The following is a 23985-nucleotide window of genomic DNA, read 5'->3' as shown; positions in this document are numbered from 1 at the left end:
TGAACAGAATGATCAAGACAAAGGAGTCGAACAGCATCTATGCAAAACCCAAATCGTAATTCGACGCGGAACATTCTGACATCTATGATGGCATTAGCCATGCTCTTTATGCTCTTCCATGCCCTATCAGGGGCTCTAGGGGGTGGCCAAGTCAAGGAACTCACCCAGAGTGAGTTGATGACAGAGATTGCTGACGGCAAGATTGCCGAGATGGATGTCCAGATTGGTTCCGGTGTTTATAATGTCAAAGGTAAATACAAGACTGGGACAACACGCTCAGAACAAACCAACTTTGTGGCCCTCTTCCAAGGCGGAAGTGAGACTGCCACTCAATTCACCAGCCGAGTGCTAGGCAACGACAGCACGCTAAAGTTATTGACGGAAACAGCGACCCAACAAGGGGTCAAGATGAAGACCTTGGCCGAATCCAATATGGTGCTGTGGGCCAATATCCTGCCAATGCTACTCTTAATGGGTATGATGGGCTTCTTCCTCTACAACATGTTCCAAAGTGGCGCTGGTGGTGGCGGTATGCGAGGGGCCATGAACTTTGGTAAGTCACGCTCCAAGGATATTTCCAAGCAGAAAGTCAAAGTCCGCTTCAGTGATGTAGCGGGTGCTGAAGAAGAAAAGCAAGAACTGGTAGAAGTAGTGGAATTCCTTAAGGATCCTAAACGTTTCACCAAGTTGGGGGCGCGTATCCCAGCTGGTGTCTTACTGGAGGGGCCTCCAGGGACGGGTAAAACCCTCTTAGCCAAGGCAGTGGCCGGCGAAGCGGGTGTGCCATTCTTCACCATGTCAGGTTCTGAATTCGTCGAGATGTTCGTCGGGGTCGGGGCTAGCCGGGTACGGGATCTCTTCGAGAATGCCAAGAAGAATGCCCCAGCTATTATCTTTATCGACGAAATTGATGCCGTAGGTCGTCAACGGGGTGCAGGCCTCGGGGGCGGGCATGATGAACGTGAACAAACCCTTAACCAATTGCTGGTTGAGATGGATGGTTTCGAAGGGAACGAAGGGGTCATCGTCATTGCGGCGACTAACCGCTCGGATGTCCTAGACCCAGCCCTCTTGCGTCCAGGTCGTTTTGACCGTCAGATTCTAGTGGGTAACCCAGATGTTAAGGGGCGGGAACAGATCCTTCAAGTCCATGCCCGTAACAAGAAATTAGAAACAGAAGTTGACCTCAAGGTTGTGGCACAACAAACGCCTGGCTTCTCAGGTGCTGAGTTGGAAAACTTACTGAACGAAGCGGCTTTAGTAGCAGCACGTTTTAATCATAAGGCTATTACTCAAGCGGACATCGCAGAAGCCCATGACCGGGTGATTGCGGGGCCAGCTAAGAAGGATCGTGTGATTTCTGAACAACAACGCCGTACCGTGGCTTACCACGAGGCGGGGCATACCATCATTGGTATGGTCTTAAGTGACGCACGTGTCGTTCATAAGGTGACCATCGTGCCACGCGGACGCGCAGGTGGTTATGCGGTCATGTTACCTCGTGAAGATGCTTATATTGTGACCCGTAAGGAACTCTATGATCAAATGGTAGGGCTCCTGGGTGGTCGTGCTGCCGAAGAGATTGTCTTCAACACGCAATCTACTGGGGCCAGCAATGACTTCCAGCAAGCGACTAAGATTGCGCGTAGCATGGTCACTGAATATGGGATGTCAGACCGCTTAGGGCCAGTTCAATACGAAGGCAACCATACCGTCTTCGTAGGCCGTGACTATGGCCAGAAACCTGCTTATTCTGATCAGGTAGCTTATGAGATTGACAACGAAGTGCGTCAATTATTGAACCAAGCTCACGAAGAGGCACACCGCATTATCAATGAGCACCGTGAGCAACTCAACCTGATTGCAGAGAAACTGCTTGAAGTTGAGACCTTAGAAGCAGCGCAAATCGAGTCTCTCTTCAAGACAGGGAAGATGCCTGAGCAAGTAGCGAAACCTGAAGAAACAGATGCTCCTGCTCCGGCAGAAAGCCAAGACCAAGAAGTGGCTCCTTCACGTGTGGAAGAAGCGTTAGAAGCTGGCGACCGTGTCATTGCAGATGACCAAGTGTCGTCTGACCATCATCAAGCCTAAAAAGAGAAATCAGACCCTTGAGGTCTGATTTTTTTGCCTACTAGTGCTAGGCCAAAGACTTGCTAAACTGGTGGGGTCTGCTATACTTAGAAACGGAATATAATGACTCCCATTGGGAGATGGAGGAAGCAATCATGTCAGATCAATTATTAACAGCCTTGGCATTCGATGGACAATTACGAGTTTTGGTTTTGGATGCTACTGGTGTTGTCCAGGAAGCAGTCAATCGCCACAAAACCTGGCATACCGCAACGGCTGTCTTGGGGCGGACCCTGGTAGGGACCCTTTTATTAGCAGCTAATTCTAAGGGAGACGAACGTGTGCGAGTAGAAATTCTCGGAACCGGACCGGTAGGCCGGATTATTGCGGAAGGAGATGCCTACGGTCATGTACGTGGCTTTGTATCTAATCCGCAGGTGGCCTTAGAACTCAATGCAATTGGCAAGTTAGACGTTGCTGGGGCAGTGGGCATGCCGGGCAATATGGCTGTACGTAAACTCTTAGGCAATAAGGAACTCTTCTCTGGCCAAGTGCCATTGGTGAGTGGGGAATTGGCAGAAGATTTCACCTATTATATGGCTGTGTCTGAACAAACGGCTTCTTGCATCGGGCTCTCTGTTTTGGTTAATCCGGATGAGTCAGTGGCTAAATCTGGTGGTTTTATGATTCAAGTCATGCCTGGAGCCACCGATGAAACCATTGACTTCATTGAAAAACGCATTGCGGATTTAGGCCGTTTCTCCGATCTCTTGGAGACACAACCAAGCTTAGAGGCTCTATTGGATCTCTTGGTTGGGCATGGTAATTCTGAAGTCCTGTCTAAAAAAGATGTTTCTTTCTATTGCGGTTGCTCTAAGGAAGCCTATGGACACGGTATTCAGTCCTTAGGTCGTAAGGAAATCCAAGCCATGATTGATGAAGATGGGGGCGCTGAAGTAGTCTGCCATTATTGTGAGAACCACTATGACTATAGTGTTCAAGATTTAGAAGCCATCATCGCAGCAGGTGAAGCGGCAGGTCAAGAAGCAGACGCAGAGGAGGTATAGCTTGTTCAAAATTAGAGAAATTGAGATTCCAAACCCGGTCGTGGTAGCACCCATGGCGGGAGTATCAAATGCGGCCTTTCGGACTATTGTAAAACAATTTGGTGCGGGCCTAGTTGTTTGTGAGATGATTAGTGACAAGGGGATTCAGTTCCGTAATGACAAGACCCTAAGCATGCTACACATTGAACCAAATGAGTATCCTCTCAGCATTCAAATTATGGGAGGCAACAAAGAAACTTTGGTAGAGGCGGCTAAATATGTTGCTGAAAACACTGAATGTGCCATTATTGATATTAATATGGGTTGTCCTGTTAACAAGGTCATTAAGGCAGAAGCAGGGGCACGTTGGCTCTTAGATCCGAACAAGGTTTATGAAATGGTGGCCGCAGTAGTTGATGCCGTTCAGAAGCCGGTCACAGTAAAAATGCGGACTGGTTGGGATGATGAACATCTTTACGCCATCGAAAATGCCTTAGCAGCTGAACGCGCAGGTGCTTCAATGGTGGCCATGCACGGCCGGACCCGGGTACAGATGTATGAAGGCAAGGCCAACTGGGATATTTTGGCGCAAGTTAAGAAAGAACTCAAAACCATTCCTTTTGTTGGCAATGGGGATGTTAGAACGCCTGAAGAACTCAAATACTTGCTTGATACGACGGGCGTAGATGGTGTCATGGTGGGGCGTGCAGCCCTGGGCAATCCATGGGTTATTCAGCAGATGGTCCACTATGTTGAGACCGGTGAACTCTTGCCGGCAATGACGGCGAGACAGAAAATTGACACAGCCATCGACCATCTAGAACGCTTGGTAGACCTCAAGGGTGATCGGACTGCAACGCGAGAATTTCGGACCCAAGCCCATTACTATCTTAAAGGTATTCCGCGTTCTTCTAAGGTTAAGGTGGCGGCCAATGAGACTGAAGATCCAACTGTTGTGAAGCAGCTTCTGCGTGATTTTGTAGATCAGGTGGAAGAACGTGAAGCTAAGGAATTAGCGCGCAAGGCTAGCCAAGAGTCTGTAGTGGAAGCTTAGTTCTTGTAAGCAGATAAAAAAATAGGCTGAGACTTTTGTCTCAGCCTATTTTTGTCTGCCTTAACGCGGTAAGGCGAAGTAGAGGGTTAGAGCCAACAACCCGATAATCATGCCGATGATGATGTTGAGGGTGCGCTCTGATAGATGAATGCCCTCGTATAGATTGCTTCGTCTAGGTGAAGTTTTACTTACCTCAGATTTGTTTTCGGTGGATTCTTGGGTGGTCATCATGTGCCTCCTAGTTTTGATAAAGCAAGGCAAGTTCCAAAGGAACTTGCCTAAAGGAGATACCCTTCGATAATAGCCTATTGGCCGTTGAAGGCTTGGTAAGGAATACGTACAGCAACTTGAGTGTCGTCGTACTTGTAGTCAGTGCCATCTAAGAAGTCTTTGCCTTGACCTGCATTGTAAGAGAGTGCGAAGACAGCTTTTGCCATCCCTTCAGCATCTTGTTTTACAGTACCAGTCATAATGCCACGAGCAATGAGGTCTACTGCTTCCTCTGTCGCATCTACCCCAAATACAGGAATCTTCTTGTCAGCTTTAGCATCGGTGTTGAAGCCGGCGCCTTGGAGAGCAGCAATAGCACCAGAAGCCATTGAGTCGTTATTAGAGATGATGACGTCGATATTGTCAGCGTCTTTAGCTAACCAAGCGTCAGTTGCAGTTTTTGCTTTGTCTGGGTCCCAGTTAGCAACTTGGTCACCTAATTTGTTCACTTCAATCTTAGCTTCGGTTAAAGTATCAACAGCGTATTTTGTACGAGCGATTGCTTCTGGGTTTTCTGGGTCACCGATTAACATAACGTAATCTAATTTGCCGTTGCCATTGCGGTCATATTTCTTGTCAGATTTCCAGAGTTCCGCAATCATCTTACCTTGGATAATCCCAGCTTCTTTAGCGGTTGTCCCAACGAAACGAGCCTTGTCGTAAGCTTTAACAACGTCAGTCGCTGGTTCACGGTTGAAGAGCACAAGCGGAATATTCGCGTCTTTAGCTTTTTGAACGACTGCTTCTGCTGCCCCGGTGTCCACCACGTTAATCAAGAGGACATCAACGCCCTTTTGAATCATGACATCGATTTGGTCGTTTTGTTTAGCTTGGTCGTTTTGAGAGTCATTGACGATGAGTTCAACGTTAGAATGCTCTTTGGCAATTTTTTCAAGCGCTACACGTACGGAAGACATATAAGCGTCATCGTATTTGTAGAAAGCTACCCCAATTTTGATGTTCTTATCTTCGGCTTGAACTTTAGGGCTGAGACTAGGAACTAGCGCTAAGCAGAATAGGCAGAAGATGGCGCACCATGTAATGACTTTTTTCATAAAGATCGACTCCTTTAAGGATTTTATTTTGTTGAATTGAGTATAACACGGCATGTAAAACGATTACATTGATTTTTTTACACTCCAGGTTAGAAAATTTACGGTCTTATTTGCGCTTGATGTATTTACGTACGTCGATTGCTACCGCCAAGATAATGATCAAGCCCTTGATGATGTATTGGTAGTTAGGGTTGACACCTACATAAGCCAAACCATAGTTAATAAATTGGAGAATGATGGCCCCAATAATAACCCCAGGAATAGTCCCAATCCCACCAGAGAAGGAAACACCCCCGATAACGGAAGCAGAGATGGCATCGAGGTCGTAGTTAAGACCAGTGTTAGAGGTAGTAGACCCTACCCGAGCAGCTTCCAGATAGCCAGCTAAGCCATAGAGAATCCCTGAAATCAGGAAAATGATGAGGATGTTCTTAACGATATTAACCCCGGAAACTTCGGCCGCTTCGATGTTGCCCCCGATAGCATACATGTTCTTACCAAGTTGGGTCTTATTCCAAATAATCCACATAATGACGCAGACGACAATAGCGTAGAAGACTACATAAGGGATTTGAATATCTTTGGTAAAGTTGACAGTGCCGTTAACTAAATTACGGTAGCGGTCGTCAAAGTTAGCAATCGGTTGTGCGCCCCCTGCTTGTTGTTGTTGATAAATCAAGGCAATCCCGTAAGCTACTAATTGAGTCCCTAAGGTAATAATGAAGGCGTGGACTTTAAGAACGGCTACCCCAAAACCGTTAATCAAACCGAAGATCCCGCCGACTACAATAACGATAATGAGTGGCAACCAGAGTGGTAATTGAGGTAAATCGGGATACATACGCGAAGCGTAGGTAGTTGATTGAAGGAGGGAGGCAGCGATCAAGGAAGTTAAACCCAAGACGCGGCCGGCAGACAAGTCTGTCCCGCCTAAGATGATAAGCCCGGCAGCCCCGCAGGCCATAATAATCCGCGTGGAAGCTTGAGCCAAGATGTTAATGAAGTTTTTTGGTGAAACGAAAGAAGTATCCATCGAAATAATGATGGCGATTAAAGCAGCAAGCACAATATAAAGAGAAAAGTCTAATAATAGCTCGCGTGGTGTTTTATTGGTGAAGCGTAGTTTTTTACTTAGTTCCATAGAGACATCCTCCTTAGAGATAGAGTGCACTCAAGCGAAGAATTTCTTCTTGGGTGAGTGATTCGGTCTTTTCGACGCCAGCCAAGCGACCATTAGACATGACTGCAATGCGGTCAGTGATACCGAGCAATTCGGTCATTTCACTGGAGACAACGATAACGGTCTTGCCCTTCTTAGCCAAGTCTAAAATGATTTGGTAGATTTCGTACTTGGCTCCGACGTCAATCCCCCGCGTTGGTTCGTCGAAGAGATAGATATCCGCATCGGTTAGTAGCCAACGGCCAATAATTACCTTCTGCTGGTTACCACCTGATAAGGATCGGATTTGTGTTCGTTGACTTGGTGTCTTGATGGCCATGGCATCAATCATGCGTTGGGTATCGCTACCCATGGAAGCATTGCGAATCAGACCTAACTTACCGCGATAGTGGCGCATGTTAGAGATAACCGTATTAAAACGAATGTCCGCGATTGGGAAAATCCCAGTTGCCCGGCGTTCTTCTGTCACTAAGGCAAAGCCATTTTTGATAGCGTCGCGGGAGTTGTTATTATGAATTAACTTACCATTCTTGTAAATCTCGCCACTGGCTAGGGTTGCAATCCCGAAGATACATTCAATTAGTTCAGTCCGACGAGAACCCACTAAACCGGCAATCCCCAAAACTTCGCCTTCGTGAACAGTTAAGGATACGTCTTGAATGCTTGGTTGATATTTAGCGGTCAAATTGCGCACCTCTAAGGTTACCTGGCCAGGATGATTGTTGCGAGGTGGGAAGCGATGGCCGATATCCCGCCCTACCATGAGTTGAATGATGCGTTCCATGGTTAAGTCTTTAGCTGCTTCTGTCGCAATCCATTGGCCGTCTCGCATAATAGTTACTTCATCCGAAATGGCTAAAATTTCTTCCATCTTATGGGAGATATAAACCAAGCCACAACCTTGATCCTTGAGTTGGTTCATAATGCGGAAGAGATGCTGAACTTCTTGCTCCGTTAGAGAGGAAGTTGGCTCGTCTAGGATAATTACCTTAGCATCGTAGCTGACTGCCTTAGCAATCTCAATCATCTGACGTTGGGAGACGGAGAGTTTACCAATGATAGTCCGTGGATCAATATCCAAGTTGAGTTGCTGGAAGATGGCCTTGGTATCTTGGTACATCTTGTGCTCGTCAATCAGGCCAAGTTTGGTTTTGGGGAAGCGGCCCAACCAGATATTTTCCATGACGCTACGTTTAAGAACCTGATTCAGTTCCTGATGGACCATGGAGACGCCTTGTTCCAATGCTTGTTTTGGGTTGTTAAAGCGTACGGGTTGGCCATTGAGTTTGATACTACCGGAGTCCTCGATATAGATACCGAAGAGACATTTCATCATAGTTGATTTACCAGCACCGTTCTCACCCATGAGGGCGTGAATGGTACCAGGGCGAACTTTAAGTCGTGCACCGTCCAAGGCTTTGACCCCTGGAAACTCCTTGACGATATCTTCAATATCCAATAGGTACTCTGCGATTTGTGTCATAATGTCACCACCTTATAGGATTTGAGTCTATTCTACCTCTAACAGCGAAACGCTTACATAGAATAATTTACGCATAAGGTTCGAAAATTTACGCTATTGCTAGATTGATTCAGACTTGTAATCGCGTTATAATAGGAAGATAGAAAATACATAAGGAGGAAAGAAGATGTCAATTTTAGATGATTTAACATGGCGTGGTGCCATCAATCAACAGACTAACGCTCTAGGCTTAGAAGAACTAGTAAATAAGAAGGCGATTGGCTTATATTGTGGCGTCGACCCAACAGGGGATTCCATGCACATTGGACATTTAATTCCCTTTATGATTCTTAAACGATTCCAGCTGGCTGGGCATAAACCAGTAGTGCTGATCGGGGGCGGCACGGGCTCAATTGGGGATCCGAGTGGGCGTAATAGCGAGCGGACCTTGCAAACCATGGATGTGGTAAAGGAAAACGCGCGTAAGCTAGCAGACCAAATGAACCGTCTCTTCTTAAAAGGAGATGTCCAAGCAAGTGGTTTCCGCATTGTAAATAACTACGACTGGCTTAACCAGATTTCGCTCTTAGATTTCTTACGTGATTACGGCAAACACTTCAACATTAATAATATGTTGTCTAAGGATGTTGTCGCGTCTCGTCTAGAAGTAGGGATTTCCTTTACTGAGTTCAGCTATCAAATTCTGCAATCCATTGACTTTGCCTATCTATATAAAGAATACGATGTCCAATTACAAATTGGGGGCGCCGATCAATGGGGCAACATCACGGCAGGGTTGGATTATATTCGTCGGACTGAGGGGCATGAAAGTGAGGTCTATGGGCTGACTATTCCGCTTATGCTCAAGTCTGACGGAACTAAGTTTGGTAAATCAGCAGGTGGGGCAGTTTGGTTGGATCCAGAAAAAACAACGCCATTTGAGTTCTACCAATTCTGGCTCAATCAACAAGATGGTGATGTGGTTAAATTCCTTAAGTACTTTACCTTCCTATCTCATGAAGAGATTGATGCTCTAGCCGTAGAAATTGAGACCCAACCTCACTTGCGGGTTGCCCACAAGCGTTTGGCTGAAGAAGTGACGCGTTTTGTTCATGGACAAGAGGCTTTGGATGAAGCGATTCGGATTACAGAAGCGTTATTTACGGGCGAAGTGGGTTCGCTCACGGTTCATGAAATCGAGCAAGGCTTTAGAAATATGCCGCAAGCTAGCGCCGTAAGAGAGGAAGCTAACCTAGCTATTTGGTTAGTAGATACCGGTATTGTTAAATCACGTCGTGAAGCCAGAGAATTTATTTCGAATGGTGCGATAACCTTGAATGGCACTAAGGTAACCGATGTGGAAGCTGTGATTACGCCTCAAGATGCCATTGGTGGTAAGTACGTAGTCGTACGCCGGGGCAAGAAAAATTACACACTTGTTACCTATCAAGATTAAGATGTGAGAAGCAGGCCTTTGGCCTGCTTTTTTTGTGTGAGTGAGTGTGGTTTGTGGGCTATGTAGTTGGGTTCTCCTCATGATTTTTTAGAGGTCGAAAACGGCGCTAGGGGCCTCAAGGTATAGTGCAAATATTGAATCAACATAGTAACTTATATGGGAATAATCTTTATGGCACCATCTGCAAGACTATCTTTTGGGATAGTTAATCCGGTTCAAAGGTCTAGACAAAAGCGAAAATAGGCCTGGCAAGACATTTTCGTCATCTGTAGAATACAGAAGACTTGGCCTATTCGTCAGTCTATTGTGGCAAAAAAGAGTCAAAAAACAGTGAAAACTCATGTAAAATTACAGCTGTGTTACAGATGCTATACGAATCGTCGAAAAAACGCACCTTAGCCAAAACTTGTGGTATCATGTAAGCATGTCATAAAAAGATAAACCAAAGCCTGTGTCCAACACAAGCGTGATATACAAATTACGAGACTAAAAGGAGTCAAATCGCTTATGAACAAGAGATTATTCAAAACGTTATTAACTTCAGCCGTCGTATTAGGGAGCGTAGCTGCACCTGTGGCTGCTTTCGCACAAGACTACGATTCATTAATCGGGCAAAGTGAAAGCCAAATCGAAAACTTATCTGCTGCGCAAGCACAGCTTTACGCACAATTAGCTAGCTCTTACGCTAAGTTGCAAGAAGTTCAAGCGCAAGCAACTACCCTTCAAGGTAACATCCAAGAAAATGACGCAGCAATTGCAAGCTTACAAGCAGAAATCAAAGACTTAGAAGTAGCAATTGGCAAACGCGAAAGCCTCTTGGCAGATCAAGCTCGTGCTGTTCAAGCAACAGGTGGGGCAGAAAACTACGTTAACGTTGTAGCTTCTTCTAAATCTGTTAGCGACTTCGTTGGTCGTGTAGACGTTGTGAAGAAGATGGTTTCAGCTAACAAAACTCTTTTAGGTCAACAAAAGGCTGATAAAGAAGCTGTTGAAACTAAAAAATCTGCAGTAGAAACCACTAAGGCAGATAACGTTGCTAAGCATGTTCAATTAGAAGCCCTCAAAGGTGCTTTGTCCGAAGAACAAGCTAACAACGAAGCAGTATACAACCAATTGACTTCTGATTTATCATTAGCACAAAATGCTCGTGAAGCTTTGATTGCTGAGAAAGCTGCTTACCAACAACGTCAAGCAGAGATTGCAGCAGCACAACAAGCAGCGGCTGAACAAGCTGCCGCAGAAGCTCAAGCACAGGCTTTAGCGCAACAACAAGCACAAGCAGAAGCAGCAGCCCAAGAACAAGCGGCTCAAGAGCAGGTAGCGCGTGAATCTCAATTAGCTGAGCAACCAGCTCCAGCTGCAGAAGAAGCAACACCAGCTGCACCAACTACAGGAGCTGAAGCAACTAGCCAAGCAGAAGGAACTGAAAGTCAAGCATCTGAAGCTCCAGTAGCTGAAGAATCAACTGCTACAGAAACTCCTTCAGCTCAAGAAGAAGAGTCAACAACACCAGCTCCACAACCTGCTCAAGAAGCACCAGCAGCTGAGGAAGAACCAGAAGCTCCAGCAGCTACTACTGAAGAAGAACCAGCCGCAGAAGCTCCAGCAGCTTCAACTTACGGCGATGTTTTATCAACAGCTGCTAAATACGTAGGGACTCCTTATGTATGGGGCGGTAAGAGCCCAAGTGGTTTTGACTGCTCAGGTTTCGTACAATATGTCTTCAAAGAAGCATATGGTATCGATGTAGGTAGCTGGACAGTACCACAAGAATCTGCAGGGACTCGTATCTCTGTATCAGAAGCACAAGCGGGTGACCTCTACTTCTGGGGTGACGCAGGTTCAACTTACCACGTAGCGATTGCAACTGGTGGCGGGAACTTCATTCATGCTTCTCAACCAGGTACTCCATTAGGCTACAACAATATCCAAAACTTCACACCACAATTTGCAGTGCGTGTACGTTAATAAGAAGTATATTAAAAGCTGGGATTTGTACCCCAGCTTTTTTGTTACTATATATAATAGAAGAGAGTTGGCAAGGACCAACTCTCTTTTGTATATGTTGCTTACTGCAAGCAGTATTTTATTCCAAAGGAAAGAGCCAACTGGCAAATTGGGGATTGAAGAGGTCCTGTGCCTCAATCCATTGATAGGTAAGCTTAGTGGTTACATCACTAGCCTTATCAGGTTGATTTTGACCAGTTTGCCCTGCTGCATAGCCTAAAGCATAGGGGTTGGGCGTGAGATTACGGCGGATGTCTCCTGCTTCGATAGCGCTAAATACCTGAGGTTGATAGCCGATGCTGTAGATGTCAGGAATAGCTAAACTTTGATGCAAGTAACGGGCCAGCTCTTGTATAGAGACTTGATCGAGTAAGACGACAGCCGGTTTGGAAGCTAATGCTTTAACGGCACGAAGCATAGCCTGTTGATTTTCGAGTTTGTCGCCTTCTAAAGCAAGTGTCTGGTAGGCTTGGTCAGACTGATCTAGGACGTCCTGAGTTCCTTTTAGGCGCTCAATGCTTTCTTGGTTGTGTGCCTGATAGGCTAAAATGAGAGGGGTATCTGTCCCGCTGTTAGCTTTCAATGCTTGTGCTAAGGCCTGTCCTTGCTCCAGTGGCGTCCAACCAAGTTGGCTTGCTTGGGATAGTTGGACTTTTGGGCTATCGATTAAGGACACTTTAACTCCTTGCTTAAGCCAGTTTTCCAATTGAGATGTTAACTCAAGGCTATAGGTAGAGTGAAGTATCACCTGATCGCCTGTTAGGAGTTTTTGCTGACTTAAGAGGGCCGCTTGTTCATCAACATTTTCTGGTAAAGCTAGGGTCTGAATCTCTATGTCGTCAGATGGATTGATTGAGGCTTTGAGTCCTGCCAAAAGTTGTTGGTTGTAGGGCTGGCTCAAGGCTTTACTGCTAGCAAACAAGATGCGATGTGTAATGGTCTGAGCAGGTTGACCAATCCAAAGGCTCAATGCTAAAAGGCTAGCTAAACTGACTAGGATAAGTCCTAATAATATAGTAGAAAGTTTTCTCATACTGGCAAGTCCTCCCAATCTAAGCAAGGAATCAAGAGGCTGACGCAGGTTCCTTGGTCTTCTTGGCTATCAATTGTTAGCCCATATTCTGGCCCAAAATAGATTTGCAAGCGCTCATGGACGTTGCGTAAGCCAATCCCCGCTACATCAGATGGTTGTTTTAGTTCTTGGCGGAGTTCTTCTAAACGCTCCACACTCATGCCTTGGCCGTTGTCCTTGATTTGGATTAGAATTCCTTTTTCTGACTGGCTAGCTTCAATTATCAGCAGGCCAGGTTCATAGAGGTTGGCCAAGCCATGTATAATGGCATTCTCTACAATAGGTTGTAGGATTAGTTTGATAGTAGGGTATGAGCGAACTTGCTCTGGCAGCTTGAGCTGATAAGTGAATTGCTGATTATAGCGAATTTGCTGAATTTCTAGATAGTTCGTGACATGCTCAAATTCACGTTCCAAGGGGATGTACTCTTTGCCCTTACTTAAGGTAATACGGAGTAGCCGACCTAAGGCAGTCACCATATGCGAAGCATCTCTGGTATTTTGACTTTCTATCATCCATAGGATAGACTCCAAAGTATTATAAAGAAAATGAGGTTGGATTTGGGCTTCTAAGACATTTCGCTCACTTTTGCGTAAAGCGGCTTCTTCAAGTTTAATTTGCTCCATGAGTTGGTCCACTTGGTTGAGCAGTTGGTGGTAGGCGTGATAGAGCTCATTGGCTTCATCGTAACCAGAAGTCTCATAGTGACCAGTCGGAAGATCCTGAAAGTCTTGCATATGGCGCGCCAGGCGACGAATAGGACGGGCAATAAAACGAGCTAGTAAGTAGGCCAGAACATTAATTAAGAAGGTCAAGGCTAAGAAGAGAATAAGCGAGGTCTGTAGAATTCGTGACAGACCACTAGCTAACACTTCTTGTAGGTAGGTCTTTCCGACAACGCGCCAATGGGTACCGGCCATAACCTGACTGGCTAATACGACATGGTTATCCTTATCTAATTGGACCTTTGTGGGCTCAGTTCCTAAATCTGGAATAGTTTCCCGCTTGAGTTCAGCGGTCATCAGGGCTTGGTGGGGATGGTAGATGAGTTCTTGTTGGTCATCTATCAAGTAAGTGTAGCCTTGCTTGCCAATCCCTCCGGTCTCAAAGAAACGCTGGAAGGTTTTGATTTTATAGTCGATAAGTAGAAGGCATCGCTTGCCTTGATGGTTGAAGGGGATAGTATTAGAGATAACCCAAGGAAACTCTCCTTGGAAAAGGTGTTGAATATGAGGTTTAGAATAGAGCGTCTGATCGTGTTGTGCTTCTTTTTGATACCAATCGGAAGATAAAACCGGATGTTGGCTATTTGTTTTAAGTTGAAAACGGCTAGGCGCAAAGTCTAGTACTTGGCCCTGTTCATCCAGCACCGCGATAGATTGGATATCTCGGTTAAGGGTGACGCTAGAATCAAGCAAATCATGCAAAGCTTGAGGTGTTAGGCTTTCGAGTGTGATGCGGCGGATGATTGCCTCGTTGGCAACATCCATTGTCGCAATCATAGTTTCTAAGGCTTCTGTCGAGCGAGCTACATGCTGTTCGGTTAGGGTCATGGTCTGCTTAATTAGGAGATCGCGTGCAATCTGATAATGGCCCCAGAGACTAATGCCCAGAATAGAAGTCGACAAGAGGAAGCAAGTCAAATAAATCACTCGGTGCAAGGGTTGGCGCTTGGTAGGGGTCATAGTGAGGGGCTCCCTTCTTGGGTGGCCTCACGAATTTGGCGCGGAGATAGGCCGAAGTAGCGCTTAGTACTATAGGAGAAGTAGTGAGTGTCGGTATAGCCGACTGCTAAGGCTACTTCTTGAACCTTGGCTGAGCTAGTAAGTAAGAGCTCTTTTGCCTTATTCATGCGAATTTGAATCAAGTGTTCCTTGAAGGATTGTCCTGTCTCGCGAGTGAATAGAGAGCTGAGATAGTTAGGGCTGACATGCATTAACTGAGCCAAGCGTTTGCCTGTAAAAAGTGGGTCTTGATAATGTTGTTGCATTAAACGCAAGCCTTGTTGGGTTAAAGATTCTTTGAGAGTCTGGCGTTCGCTTTGGATTAAGAGTAGTAACTTTTTGCTGTGAGCCAGGAAGGTCTGCATTAAATCCGCTACTGGGGCTTGGTTAGCTACTACCATTTGAGACATAAAGGACTCAATCAGCGGCGAGTTTTGGATGCCGGTGAGGTTTTGACTGATGCGAATAACCCGTGAAGTTAATTCAAGGAAAAAAAGATAGTCGGCCGAAGGCGTAGAGGATTGGCGATGGCTTTGGTTAATTAAGCTCACAATGTAATCCTCAAACTCAGGGTAGGAAGCAATCTTAATCAAAGACAAGAGTCGTTGATCAGGGGTCGCATCGTAGTCTAGGTTTGATTCCATCTCGACGCTGAAATCGCCATAGTAACATAGGGCAGTATTTGGTGCCGATTGGCAGTAATCATAAGCCTGAAGGGCCTGATGGTAGAGGCGTTTTAAGTCCATCAAGTGTGAGGATGCTTGACTAATACCCAGGTAGAGGGTGCGCCGATAATTTTTTAGGAAGGTTTGCTGGATATCTTGCAGCAAAAGGTCTAGGTTTGCTGAGATATCAGGCTTATCATGGCTGAGGATGATGATTAACTTACCAGCAAAAGGGAAGGCTTCGGCCGGCAAATATTTATGGCAGACTTCTAGGACGGTCTTGCGATAGGATACCCAGCTAAGCTCTTCGGCAAAGAGAATATCTCGCATATCCGGGCTGATGGCGTGGATAGGGCTAGAAGACTGGCGTGGACAGAGGCTAATGACGGTATAATGAGGGCCGGGAATTTCTAATTGATAGAGATTAATACGGTTTTGCCAGTAAGAGGTATCTTCCAGGGATAAAGGCTCGGTTACAAGGCTAATAAGCAAACTCCGACGGGAGGCCTCGATGGTTGTCATATACTCCCGTGTCATTTCCTGCATATCCAGAGCACGCTGGCGCTGAGCGTCTAGGTTCTGGCTAACGCGGGTTAGAGCGGCTTGGATATCTGTAGGAGTGATAGGTTTCAGTAGATATTCTTGAATATTTAGACGAATAGCATTCTGAGCATAGTCGAATTTGTCATGACCGCTGATAAAGATAATCTTGATAGTGGGATCAAATTCGTAGATGGCTTGACTCAATTCAAAGCCGTCCATGAGTGGCATGCAAATGTCGGTAATGACAACATCGGGACAAGTTTCTTCGATAATGGCTAGGGCCTCTTGCCCATTGCTAGCAGTGCCTACTAGTTCGTAGCCCAAAGAAGCCCAATCCATTAGGTTGACAATGGACTGGAGCACAAAAGTCTCGTCGTCTACAAATACAAGTTTTCGTCGGGTGGTCATGCAAGTCCCTCCTGAGGACATAAAATAGGTAACGCTTTCTATAAGTTTAACACAATTCATGAAGATATCATAGGGACTTATATAAAAAGCCACAAGTCATCAGACCTGTGGCTTTCTAGTTTTAAGCTTATTTTTTAAGTTGGAAGGTAATATCGCCGGATTTAGTTAAGGACTTAAAGTCTTTGTCATAGAGGTTGACGTTCAAAGTAAGTGAGCGATCTTTGTAGAGATCATAGTCATCCTTGCTGTAGACGAATGCTAAGTGGTAAGTATACTCTTGGCCAGGTTCTACTACTTCCTTATCTTTGGCCGGCTCAACTTCAACCATGCCTTCATGCATTAATTTTAGTTGGTCATTGAAAACTAAGTTACCAGCGGTCTGGCGTGCGTTTAAGGCAACTTTACCCTTGTTCTTAACGGTAATTTCAGCAGTTAAGACTACCACACCACCTTTAAGTTTTTCGAAACGGCTAGCTTGATCTTCATTAGGCTTGAAGTCAACTAATTGGTAGCCGTTCAAAGTCACATCATAGCCTTCAAAGTTAACGTTTTGCTTATCAGTACTTGAGCTAATGAGGGTCTTAGTTCCCCAGTTTTCAGCAGTCAGTTTGTCAGGGTAGAATTTGCTAGATGCTGCGCGGTTGGCTTCCCCTTCTTTAGAAGTTGGCAGAATAGTAGATGCCATAGGCACAATAGCATCCGTAATCTTGTCCCCTTGATTAGCTAATACAACGAGGGTATCAAATGATAACTCGCCATTTTTGTTTAATTGTTTGAGGGCGTCGCCACCAATTGTTAGGACAACGAAGCCGCGAAGCTCAGTTTTAGCCTTAAGTACTTGCTTGGCGTCTACAACAGCCTTGGTTAGGTCCTTAGTCTCATCTACTAGGTTGTTGTTGTGGCTCACTGCTCTGTTATAGCCTACAATGGAGCCAGAGAAACCGCCGGTAATATAAGTGTCTTTATCTGAGTCATTCTTAAGGGAGACATCAAGTACAAGAACAGCGCCAGTTTTGGTGTCGCCGCCAAAAGGAATCTCTAAGTCTTTGGAGAAATCTTTGAGGGAGATTAAGCTGTAGGCATGGATGGTTTCCGTAACAGGAGCCTTGCCTAAGGTAATAGGGGTTGAGTTTGTGTAAGTTACGCTGGCTTCTTTAGCAGAAGCCGCAGCCTTGATGGCCTCAGCTACCGCCTTGAAATCTGTGCTAGACTCTGAGCTAGCGGTACTTTCTTGGCTGCTAGCGCTTGACTCGCTGCTTGAAGATTCTGCCAAAGCGATTGATGGTCCTGCTAAGAGGGCGGTTAACGATAAGCTGCATAGGAAAATGCGTAAAGTTTTTTTCATTTCATTACCTCCAATAGTAAATCCTAGTAATATTATAATACAGAATGGATAGGCATGCAAAGTTGTCTAGTGCTATGACTTGATAGGGCCCAAGAGCATGCTAGCCCAAGCTTCATGGAGTGATTCTTGATCGGAAGGTTGGAAGAGGCCGGCCAAGACGTCGCGATAGAGGCGAGAAAGTTCGTTTTGGCTGAAGTAGGCTTGTCCTCCACAAGCGCGAATCACCTCTTCGACTGCTGTTTTAGAGGCTTCAACGGAACGGTTTTTTAGGGCGGACAGGCGTGGTAACCAGCTCAAATCATAAGGTTGCCCTTGATCTAAAGCCTGGCAGAAATGATTAAGTTGAGGTGGGATGGCATCGAGTTGGATCGCGGCTTCGGCCAAACGCCAACGAATGTTTTTGTCCTGGTCGTAGGTCGTTTGGTTGCTTACGGAATAACGTTTTTTGACCGTTTCTAGACCCAGTTCGAGGGCTCGTTGCCCAATGCCTAAATAGGTTGCGGCAAGTAGAATCTCGAAATAAGCGAAAATACCGAAAACGGTGGGCTCTAAACTTGGGCCAGGAGCCAGTTTGGCCAAGATTTGTTCAGGTCTTACTTGCAGACCCTTGAGCGTCACGCTGTGTGATTGAGTAGCACGCATACCGAGCGTATCCCAGTTTTCGTGAATCTCTAATTGATTATCTTGTTTGTGGGCATAGGCAAAGACAGACTGGGCTTGTTCTTGGCTGGAGTCGGTCGCAAAGGTCACGAAACGGCTACATGCCTTAATCATAGACAGGAAGACCTTGTCGCCGTAGAAAAGATAGCCTCCATCTGATTGGGGTTGAGCCTGGCAAATAGAGCCGAAGAGGACACGGTCATTGGAAGGTTCCGAGATGCCGAAGGCTAGGAGGTGACCTTGAGCCGCGTCTTTTAGGATTTGCTGGCCTGCAGCTTGGCCATGCGCTACTAGATGACGGCCCAAGCCCACAATGATCTGGTGCATATTAATGCCTAAGGCAGTACCAGGTGCTGCCTTGGCTAGGCGGGTTTGTTCCTGCGCGATTTCTTGAAGTGTGAGGCCGTGCCCGCCAAATTCTTTGGGTACAAAGGCCTTGTAGTAGCCAGCTTCTTTGAGAGCTTGATAGTCTAGCTCAGGAAATTCGTTGCTTCGGTCGTAATGGTCTGCGCGTTGATGGATAGAATCGAGTAGTGAATCAGATAAAAACATAGCGGATACTCCTTGGAAAGTAGTTAGTAAAATAGATGGATGCTTGATTTCCTTCCTTATTATAACATGATTGCTGTGTGTCGCCTTGCTAAACGCTTGCAAATAGCGGCTGACGAGGCGAATGTGATACAATGAGACTAGCAAAAGGAGGGCAAGAAAGATGAGATTGTTACTAGCAGAAGATGAATTAGATTTAGCCAAGGGGATCCAGGCTATTCTCAAGCATCATCATTATGATGTGGATCATGTAGCAGATGGAGAAGAAGCCCTCTTGTACGCACGCTCCATGGAGTATGATGGCCTGATATTAGATGTCATGATGCCCAAAAAATCAGGCTTCGATGTCCTAGCAGCTTTACGGAGCGAGGGTTCTCAAGTGCCAACCTTGCTTTTAACAGCCAAAAACCAAATTGAGGACAAGGTGCAAGGGCTTGATTTAGGGGCGGATGATTATTTAACCAAGCCCTTTGATATGCAGGAACTTCTAGCCCGTATTCGGTCGATGTTGCGACGTCCGGCCAACTTGGTAGAAAATGATTTGCGTTATGGTGATTTAACCCTCTACCGGCAACGGGCCAGTCTAGCGGTAGGGGCGGCTGAACTCGCCTTAAATAAGCGAGAGTTTCAACTGATGGAGATGCTCTTATTGAACCAACAACAGGTTTTGTCCTCCGATTTAATTATGGAAAGAATCTGGGGCTTAGACTCCGACGCAGAGATTAATGTGGTCTGGGTCAATATTTCGTCCTTACGCAAAAAATTACAACAGCTGAGTTCTAAAGTGACGATTAAGGCCGCGCGTGGCTTAGGTTACCAGTTGGAGGTGGCGCATGATTAAAGAGATGCAAGGCCGTTTTGTTCAGATTGCCATGCTATCTTTTACGGCTGTGCTCTTGTGTCTGCTACTAGGTTTGAATGGATTAAACTATTGGCAGACGGTTCAAGAGCTGGATGGCGAAGCGAGTCATCTAATGGATCAGAGTCAGAATCAGCATCAGGGTAGTCAGGAGAGCCCCCCTCTGCCTCAGAATCAGGGCTTTGATTGGGCTAGACTCTGGCAGAGCTATCAGGAACCCAATTATCACACGGCTCGTTATATCTACGCTAAAACCGATGCCGATGGTAAGTTAGTGACTAGCCAATTAGACCGCATGGATGATTATGACCAGGGAACTTTGGCGAATATGCTCAGTCCACTTTTGAAGTCTTCTAAAAATCGGGGCTGGATTGGCGTCCTGCGCTACTATCAGCGGACGAATTCGCAAGGAGAAAAGGAATGGCTCTTTGTAGATGCTGGTCGCCAACTTCAGGCGGTAACTCGCTTGGCCATGATTTCGCTGGGTATCTTGGTTTTGACCTTACTCATCGTCTATGGTCTGCTTCGATACTTTTCTAATAGGGCCATTCGGCCTTTGATTAACAATATTAAACGTCAACAGGAATTTATTAGTAATGCCAGTCGCGAGATTAAGACGCCCTTGGCGGTGCTATCTACCAATAACGATGTCTTAGAATTGACAGGTTGCAAGAATGAATGGACCCAAAGTAATCGCAGGCAAATCCAACGCTTAAATGCCTTAGTGGAGCAGATGCTGCAATTAGCTCGCTATGATGAAGGTCGAGTCGCGCTAAATCCAGAGTCTCTGGATTTAGTCGCCTTGTTAAAACAAGCGCTGGATGACCTTGGGGGATTGCTTGAAGCAAACCAGGCGCAGGTTTCCTTGAATTTGCCTGATAGCATTCCGTTAACTATCGACAGGGCTTCTTTTCAGCAGGTCAGCCAGGTTCTACTCGAAAATGCCCTTCAGTATCATCTGGCAGGGACAGAGATTGAAGTTGGTTGGCAACAAGCTGACAAGAGCTTGTATGTGGCCAATCATTGTCAGAAAATGAGCCAAGAGCAGGTAGAGCGCTTATTCGAGCGTTTCTACCGGCCAGACCAAGGGCGCCAACGTGACCATGGGGGCAGTGGGATGGGCTTGTCCTTAGCTCAAGCGGTAGCAGAAGGTAATGGCTGGCGTTTAAAAGTCGGCATGCGTTCAGAGACTGAAATAGAATTTACCATTCGATTCTAGCTTGGCGAGCAATCCTGCTTGAAGTCGCTAGGGCAGAGTACTAAAATAGGAAGTGCGATACATATTATATAGTAGAAAGAAGGAATAGGATGGAAATCAATGAAACTTTGTTGCGTGCCTTGAGTGAAGTCAATGGGATTGCGGGTAATGAAGGTGCGGTTCGCCAACTTTTCAAAGAAGAAACGGCACCTTATGCGCAAGGCTACGTTCAAGATGGTCTTGGTGGCTTATTTGCGGAGCATATTGGGGACGCTAGCGGTCCGCGGATTATGATGGCGGCTCACTTTGATGAAGTGGGTTTTATGGTTAGTCAGATTACGGATAAGGGCTTCCTAAAGTTTGTGCCGATCGGTGGTTGGTGGAGCCAAGTAGTTTTGGCCCAGCAAGTGACCGTTACGACACGAGATGGTAAAACTTTCCATGGTGTAACGGGCTCTATGCCTCCACATGTTCTGCCTACGGAAGCACGCAAGGTAGCGGTAGATATAGCGGATGTCTTTGTGGATTTAGGGGCGACTTCTAAGGAAGAAGTGCTAGAATGGGGCATTCGCCCAGGGGACATGATTACGCCTTATATCGAGTATCGTCGTCTCAATGGCGGGCCTTTTCTCTTGGGGAAAGCGTGGGATAACCGCATCGGCGTTGCAGTTGCGATTGAAGTATTAAAATATGCAGCTAGCCAAGGCCACGCTAGCCAGCTCTTCATCGGGGCTAACGTTCAGGAGGAAGTTGGTTTGCGTGGTGCTAAGGGTGCGACCCACAAACTGAATCCTGCTATTAGTTTTGCTTTAGATACAGGAACTGCGGGTGATACACCGGGTATGACACCTAAAGAAGCAGATAGCGAATTAGGCAAAGGGCCTCAAGTTTTAATTTATGATGCGTCCATGATTCCGCACAAAGGCTTGCGTGACTTCGTGATTGATGTGGCGGAAGAAGAAGGGATTCCATTCCAATTCACCAGCATTAAGGGTGGCGGAACGGATGCTGGGGCACAGCACCAAAGTCTTGATGGCGTGCCATCCATTGCTATTACCATTCCGGTTCGCTACTTACACTCCCATACGTCAATTATTCATGAGGATGACTTCAGACATACGGTGGCGCTGATGACCGCCTTGCTCAAACGCCTCAACAGTCAGACCGTTGCCAACATTGTGGCCAATGTCTAGGAGGTAAGGTAGATGCATATTCATTGCTTAGGATGTGCTGGCGGCTATCCGATGGGAGACAATGGCACGACGGCTTTTGTGGTTTCGAGTCAGGAACGGTCCTATCATATTTTGCTTGATGCAGGGAGTGGCGCCGCACGTGCTTTAGAAAATTATCTAGATGTACTAGAGCTTAATGCTGTCATTATTTCCCATGACCATGCCGATCATGTGGCGGACCTAGGTACTATCCAGCATTTATTAATGTTGAAACCTTCAGGAGCTAAACACGCGCCAGTGCCTATTTATTTGCATGACCAATCAGTATTTCCGCCATTGGCCATTGAGGACAAGACTAGCCAATTGTTGAGCTATAGGGAAGATAGTGTCTTAGAATGTGGGCCTTTCCGCGTAAGTTTCTGCCAGACGGTCCATCCACTACCTTGCTATGCTATGCGTTTGGAAGAGATGGAGACGGGACAAGTCCTAGTCTTTACAGCTGATACGGGCTGGTGTCCAGAATTGATTGAAATCAGCCAGGGCGCCCATGTGCTGATTGCCGATTCGGCTTTCACTAACGAGCGAGGGCGGAACGAGATTCATATGACAGCGGGCGAAGTGGCGCAGTTGGCCAATCAGGCCCATGTACAAACACTGGTGGCCAGTCACATGGCGCCACATGCGGATCAAACTCTCATACTCCAACAGATAGCGGCGGATTTGAACCCGGATATTAATTTAATTCATTGTCAGCCGGGTCTGACTATATCACTTTAAGAGGGAGCGTATAATATGTATTTTGTTGATAATGGCAACAACTATGATGCGAGTCTGAATATTGCTTTAGAAACTTATTTGGTGGAAAACCGATTGGTCGATGAGCCAATCTTGCTCTTCTACATCAATGATCCTTCTATTATAGTAGGAAGAAACCAAAACACCATTGAAGAAGTGAATCAAGCCTATGTAGAAGAAAAAGGAATTCGTGTCGTGCGTCGCATGTCAGGTGGAGGCGCCGTCTACCATGATCGAGGGAATTTTTCATTTTGCTTCATTAAAGACGATGATGGCTCCTTCCGGGATTTCGCCAGCTTCACGCAACCGGTAATTGAAGCCTTGCATAAAATGGGAGCCAAAGGCGCTGAACTCAAAGGACGGAACGATCTACTAATTAATGATAAGAAGTTTTCGGGTAATGCCATGTATGCAAAGAATGGCCGTATGACTGCCCATGGGACCATCTTGTTTGATGCAGACCTAGACGAGGTCACAAAAGCTCTTAAACCTCGCAAGGAAAAGTTCGAATCCAAGGGGATTAAATCGGTGCGAAGCCGCGTGACTAATATTAAACCCTATGTGTCACCGGAATATCAAAAACTCACTACCGAGGAGTTCCGTGATTTACTCTTGCTTGAAATATTTGGCGTGGGGAGTCGCGACCAAGTCAAAGAATTTAAGTTGACTGAAGCAGATTGGGCTAAAGTCCGAGAGATTCAAGCTGAACGCTTCGGCAATTGGGAATGGAACTATGGACAATCGCCAGCTTTTGCTATCCAAATGAGTCAGAAGTTCCCATTTGGCTTTGTCGATTTCCGCTTCAATGTGGAGCAAGGGGTTATTAAGGAAGTTAAAGTCTATGGAGACTTCTTTGGCCTAGGAGACATTAGCGATGTAGAAAACGCGTTAGTAGGCGTCCGCTTCGAGCGCGAGGCTGTCAACCAGGTGTTTGAGAACTTAGACTTCAATAAATATTTTGGTCGAGTAACAGCAGAAGAAATTCTGACCTTAATCTTCGGCTAGAATTGGCACTATATATAGGGGAATCCACTTGGCTATACAACCTATATATAGTGTTTTTCTTTTAGGGCAAAAAAAGGGCTGAAAAGTCGCTAGAAAGTGTTGACTTAGTGGGCTTAGTCATGGTATATTACATTATGTTCTTAGGAACACACGAACCATTTTCTAAAAATCGTCAAAAGCATACGAAAAAGCTTTGACATTGTCAGTAGATGGTGCTAATATATAGAAGTTGTCGCTGAGACAACGCCCAAGCAAAAACTTCGAAAAAACTTCTGAAAAGTTGTTGACAGGAAGTGAGGCTTGTGCTAATATATAGAAGTTGTCACGTGGTGACAACGAGCACATTGAAAACTAAACAAAGACACACCAAGAATGTGAGGGTCATCGAGG

Annotated in this window: 19 protein-coding genes; 10 read left to right on the top strand and 9 right to left on the bottom strand. The window is 45.9% G+C overall.

What is annotated here, in order from left to right; all coding sequences use genetic code 11:
* Positions 1-39 precede the first annotated feature (39 nt).
* The 3 genes from ftsH (at position 40) to dusB (ending at position 4170) form a co-directional block, all read left to right on the top strand.
* Entirely contained in the window at positions 40-2091 is a 2052-nt protein-coding gene (gene ftsH, locus ACO53F_RS06560; RefSeq protein WP_485137805.1) for an ATP-dependent zinc metalloprotease FtsH, read from the top strand.
* A 134-nt stretch (positions 2092-2225) separates the two neighbouring features.
* Entirely contained in the window at positions 2226-3137 is a 912-nt protein-coding gene (hslO, locus tag ACO53F_RS06555; RefSeq protein WP_485137804.1) for an Hsp33 family molecular chaperone HslO, read from the top strand.
* Position 3138: 1 nt separating this feature from the next.
* Positions 3139-4170 (top strand): tRNA dihydrouridine synthase DusB, encoded by a 1032-nt coding sequence (gene dusB / locus ACO53F_RS06550; protein WP_485137803.1) that lies wholly within the window; start codon positions 3139-3141, stop codon positions 4168-4170.
* Between the two features lie 60 nt (positions 4171-4230).
* Here the strand turns inward: dusB and ACO53F_RS06545 are convergent, their stop codons facing one another.
* From ACO53F_RS06545 to ACO53F_RS06530, 4 genes are all read right to left on the bottom strand, one after another.
* A complete protein-coding gene (locus ACO53F_RS06545) occupies positions 4231-4398 on the bottom strand; it encodes a hypothetical protein (RefSeq protein ID WP_485137802.1) in 168 nt (55 codons plus the stop codon).
* 77 nt (positions 4399-4475) lie between these two features.
* Positions 4476-5495: a galactose ABC transporter substrate-binding protein gene (locus ACO53F_RS06540; RefSeq protein WP_023392475.1), complete on the bottom strand. Its 1020-nt coding sequence runs from the start codon at positions 5493-5495 to the stop codon at positions 4476-4478.
* A 106-nt stretch (positions 5496-5601) separates the two neighbouring features.
* The gene (mglC, locus tag ACO53F_RS06535; protein WP_070756632.1) at positions 5602-6636 is read right to left on the bottom strand and encodes a galactose/methyl galactoside ABC transporter permease MglC; all 1035 of its coding nucleotides are present in this window, start codon (positions 6634-6636) and stop codon (positions 5602-5604) included.
* A gap of 13 nt (positions 6637-6649) precedes the next feature.
* Positions 6650-8158 (bottom strand): ATP-binding cassette domain-containing protein, encoded by a 1509-nt coding sequence (locus ACO53F_RS06530; RefSeq protein WP_023392473.1) that lies wholly within the window; start codon positions 8156-8158, stop codon positions 6650-6652.
* Between the two features lie 166 nt (positions 8159-8324).
* Between ACO53F_RS06530 and tyrS the strand changes: the two genes are divergently transcribed.
* Together tyrS and ACO53F_RS06520 are read left to right on the top strand one after the other, a co-directional pair.
* A complete protein-coding gene (gene tyrS, locus ACO53F_RS06525; RefSeq protein ID WP_485137801.1) occupies positions 8325-9593 on the top strand; it encodes a tyrosine--tRNA ligase in 1269 nt (422 codons plus the stop codon).
* A 507-nt stretch (positions 9594-10100) separates the two neighbouring features.
* The gene (locus tag ACO53F_RS06520; protein WP_485137800.1) at positions 10101-11561 is read left to right on the top strand and encodes a C40 family peptidase; all 1461 of its coding nucleotides are present in this window, start codon (positions 10101-10103) and stop codon (positions 11559-11561) included.
* A gap of 118 nt (positions 11562-11679) precedes the next feature.
* Here ACO53F_RS06520 and ACO53F_RS06515 read toward each other — a convergent pair whose 3' ends face one another.
* From ACO53F_RS06515 to ACO53F_RS06495, 5 genes are all read right to left on the bottom strand, one after another.
* On the bottom strand, positions 11680-12633 hold the full coding sequence (locus ACO53F_RS06515) for a substrate-binding domain-containing protein (protein WP_485137799.1): 954 nt from the start codon (positions 12631-12633) through the stop codon (positions 11680-11682).
* Positions 12630-14357: a cache domain-containing sensor histidine kinase gene (locus ACO53F_RS06510; RefSeq protein WP_485137798.1), complete on the bottom strand. Its 1728-nt coding sequence runs from the start codon at positions 14355-14357 to the stop codon at positions 12630-12632. Before ACO53F_RS06510 ends, ACO53F_RS06515 begins: the two co-directional genes overlap by 4 nt.
* Positions 14354-16012 (bottom strand): response regulator transcription factor, encoded by a 1659-nt coding sequence (locus ACO53F_RS06505; RefSeq protein ID WP_485137797.1) that lies wholly within the window; start codon positions 16010-16012, stop codon positions 14354-14356. The genes ACO53F_RS06510 and ACO53F_RS06505 overlap by 4 nt, the downstream gene beginning before the upstream one ends.
* Positions 16013-16139: 127 nt before the next feature.
* A complete protein-coding gene (locus ACO53F_RS06500; protein ID WP_485137796.1) occupies positions 16140-17357 on the bottom strand; it encodes a hypothetical protein in 1218 nt (405 codons plus the stop codon).
* A 72-nt stretch (positions 17358-17429) separates the two neighbouring features.
* On the bottom strand, positions 17430-18569 hold the full coding sequence (locus ACO53F_RS06495) for an acyl-CoA dehydrogenase family protein (protein WP_485137795.1): 1140 nt from the start codon (positions 18567-18569) through the stop codon (positions 17430-17432).
* Between the two features lie 160 nt (positions 18570-18729).
* On the opposite strand from ACO53F_RS06495, the gene ACO53F_RS06490 reads away from it, so the two are divergent.
* The 5 genes from ACO53F_RS06490 to lplA all read left to right on the top strand — a co-directional run bounded on the left by ACO53F_RS06490 (position 18730) and on the right by lplA (position 23595).
* Positions 18730-19407 carry a response regulator transcription factor gene (locus ACO53F_RS06490; protein WP_485137794.1) on the top strand — a complete coding sequence of 226 codons (678 nt, stop codon included), beginning with the start codon at positions 18730-18732 and terminating at the stop codon, positions 19405-19407.
* Entirely contained in the window at positions 19400-20644 is a 1245-nt protein-coding gene (locus tag ACO53F_RS06485) for a sensor histidine kinase (RefSeq protein ID WP_485137793.1), read from the top strand. The genes ACO53F_RS06490 and ACO53F_RS06485 overlap by 8 nt, the downstream gene beginning before the upstream one ends.
* Positions 20645-20733: 89 nt before the next feature.
* Positions 20734-21816: a M42 family metallopeptidase gene (locus ACO53F_RS06480; protein ID WP_485137792.1), complete on the top strand. Its 1083-nt coding sequence runs from the start codon at positions 20734-20736 to the stop codon at positions 21814-21816.
* A gap of 12 nt (positions 21817-21828) precedes the next feature.
* Positions 21829-22572: an MBL fold metallo-hydrolase gene (locus ACO53F_RS06475; protein ID WP_485137791.1), complete on the top strand. Its 744-nt coding sequence runs from the start codon at positions 21829-21831 to the stop codon at positions 22570-22572.
* Positions 22573-22587: 15 nt separating this feature from the next.
* Positions 22588-23595 carry a lipoate--protein ligase gene (gene lplA, locus ACO53F_RS06470; RefSeq protein ID WP_485137790.1) on the top strand — a complete coding sequence of 336 codons (1008 nt, stop codon included), beginning with the start codon at positions 22588-22590 and terminating at the stop codon, positions 23593-23595.
* The last annotated feature ends 390 nt before the right edge of the window (positions 23596-23985 follow it).

The organism is Abiotrophia sp., from assembly GCF_057275535.1.
This window is presented reverse-complemented; position numbering and strand designations above follow the sequence as displayed.

Excerpts from the sequence above, each read along its gene's own strand:
- ftsH (WP_485137805.1), top strand. The coding sequence starts at position 40 with ATGCAAAACCCAAATCGTAATTCGACGCGGAACATTCTGACATCTATG.
- hslO (WP_485137804.1), top strand. The coding sequence starts at position 2,226 with ATGTCAGATCAATTATTAACAGCCTTGGCATTCGATGGACAATTACGA.
- ACO53F_RS06545 (WP_485137802.1), bottom strand. The coding sequence starts at position 4,398 with ATGACCACCCAAGAATCCACCGAAAACAAATCTGAGGTAAGTAAAACT.
- ACO53F_RS06540 (WP_023392475.1), bottom strand. The coding sequence starts at position 5,495 with ATGAAAAAAGTCATTACATGGTGCGCCATCTTCTGCCTATTCTGCTTA.
- mglC (WP_070756632.1), bottom strand. The coding sequence starts at position 6,636 with ATGGAACTAAGTAAAAAACTACGCTTCACCAATAAAACACCACGCGAG.
- ACO53F_RS06530 (WP_023392473.1), bottom strand. The coding sequence starts at position 8,158 with ATGACACAAATCGCAGAGTACCTATTGGATATTGAAGATATCGTCAAG.
- tyrS (WP_485137801.1), top strand. The coding sequence starts at position 8,325 with ATGTCAATTTTAGATGATTTAACATGGCGTGGTGCCATCAATCAACAG.
- ACO53F_RS06520 (WP_485137800.1), top strand. The coding sequence starts at position 10,101 with ATGAACAAGAGATTATTCAAAACGTTATTAACTTCAGCCGTCGTATTA.
- ACO53F_RS06515 (WP_485137799.1), bottom strand. The coding sequence starts at position 12,633 with ATGAGAAAACTTTCTACTATATTATTAGGACTTATCCTAGTCAGTTTA.
- ACO53F_RS06510 (WP_485137798.1), bottom strand. The coding sequence starts at position 14,357 with ATGACCCCTACCAAGCGCCAACCCTTGCACCGAGTGATTTATTTGACT.
- ACO53F_RS06505 (WP_485137797.1), bottom strand. The coding sequence starts at position 16,012 with ATGACCACCCGACGAAAACTTGTATTTGTAGACGACGAGACTTTTGTG.
- ACO53F_RS06500 (WP_485137796.1), bottom strand. The coding sequence starts at position 17,357 with ATGAAAAAAACTTTACGCATTTTCCTATGCAGCTTATCGTTAACCGCC.
- ACO53F_RS06495 (WP_485137795.1), bottom strand. The coding sequence starts at position 18,569 with ATGTTTTTATCTGATTCACTACTCGATTCTATCCATCAACGCGCAGAC.
- ACO53F_RS06490 (WP_485137794.1), top strand. The coding sequence starts at position 18,730 with ATGAGATTGTTACTAGCAGAAGATGAATTAGATTTAGCCAAGGGGATC.
- ACO53F_RS06485 (WP_485137793.1), top strand. The coding sequence starts at position 19,400 with ATGATTAAAGAGATGCAAGGCCGTTTTGTTCAGATTGCCATGCTATCT.
- ACO53F_RS06480 (WP_485137792.1), top strand. The coding sequence starts at position 20,734 with ATGGAAATCAATGAAACTTTGTTGCGTGCCTTGAGTGAAGTCAATGGG.
- ACO53F_RS06475 (WP_485137791.1), top strand. The coding sequence starts at position 21,829 with ATGCATATTCATTGCTTAGGATGTGCTGGCGGCTATCCGATGGGAGAC.
- lplA (WP_485137790.1), top strand. The coding sequence starts at position 22,588 with ATGTATTTTGTTGATAATGGCAACAACTATGATGCGAGTCTGAATATT.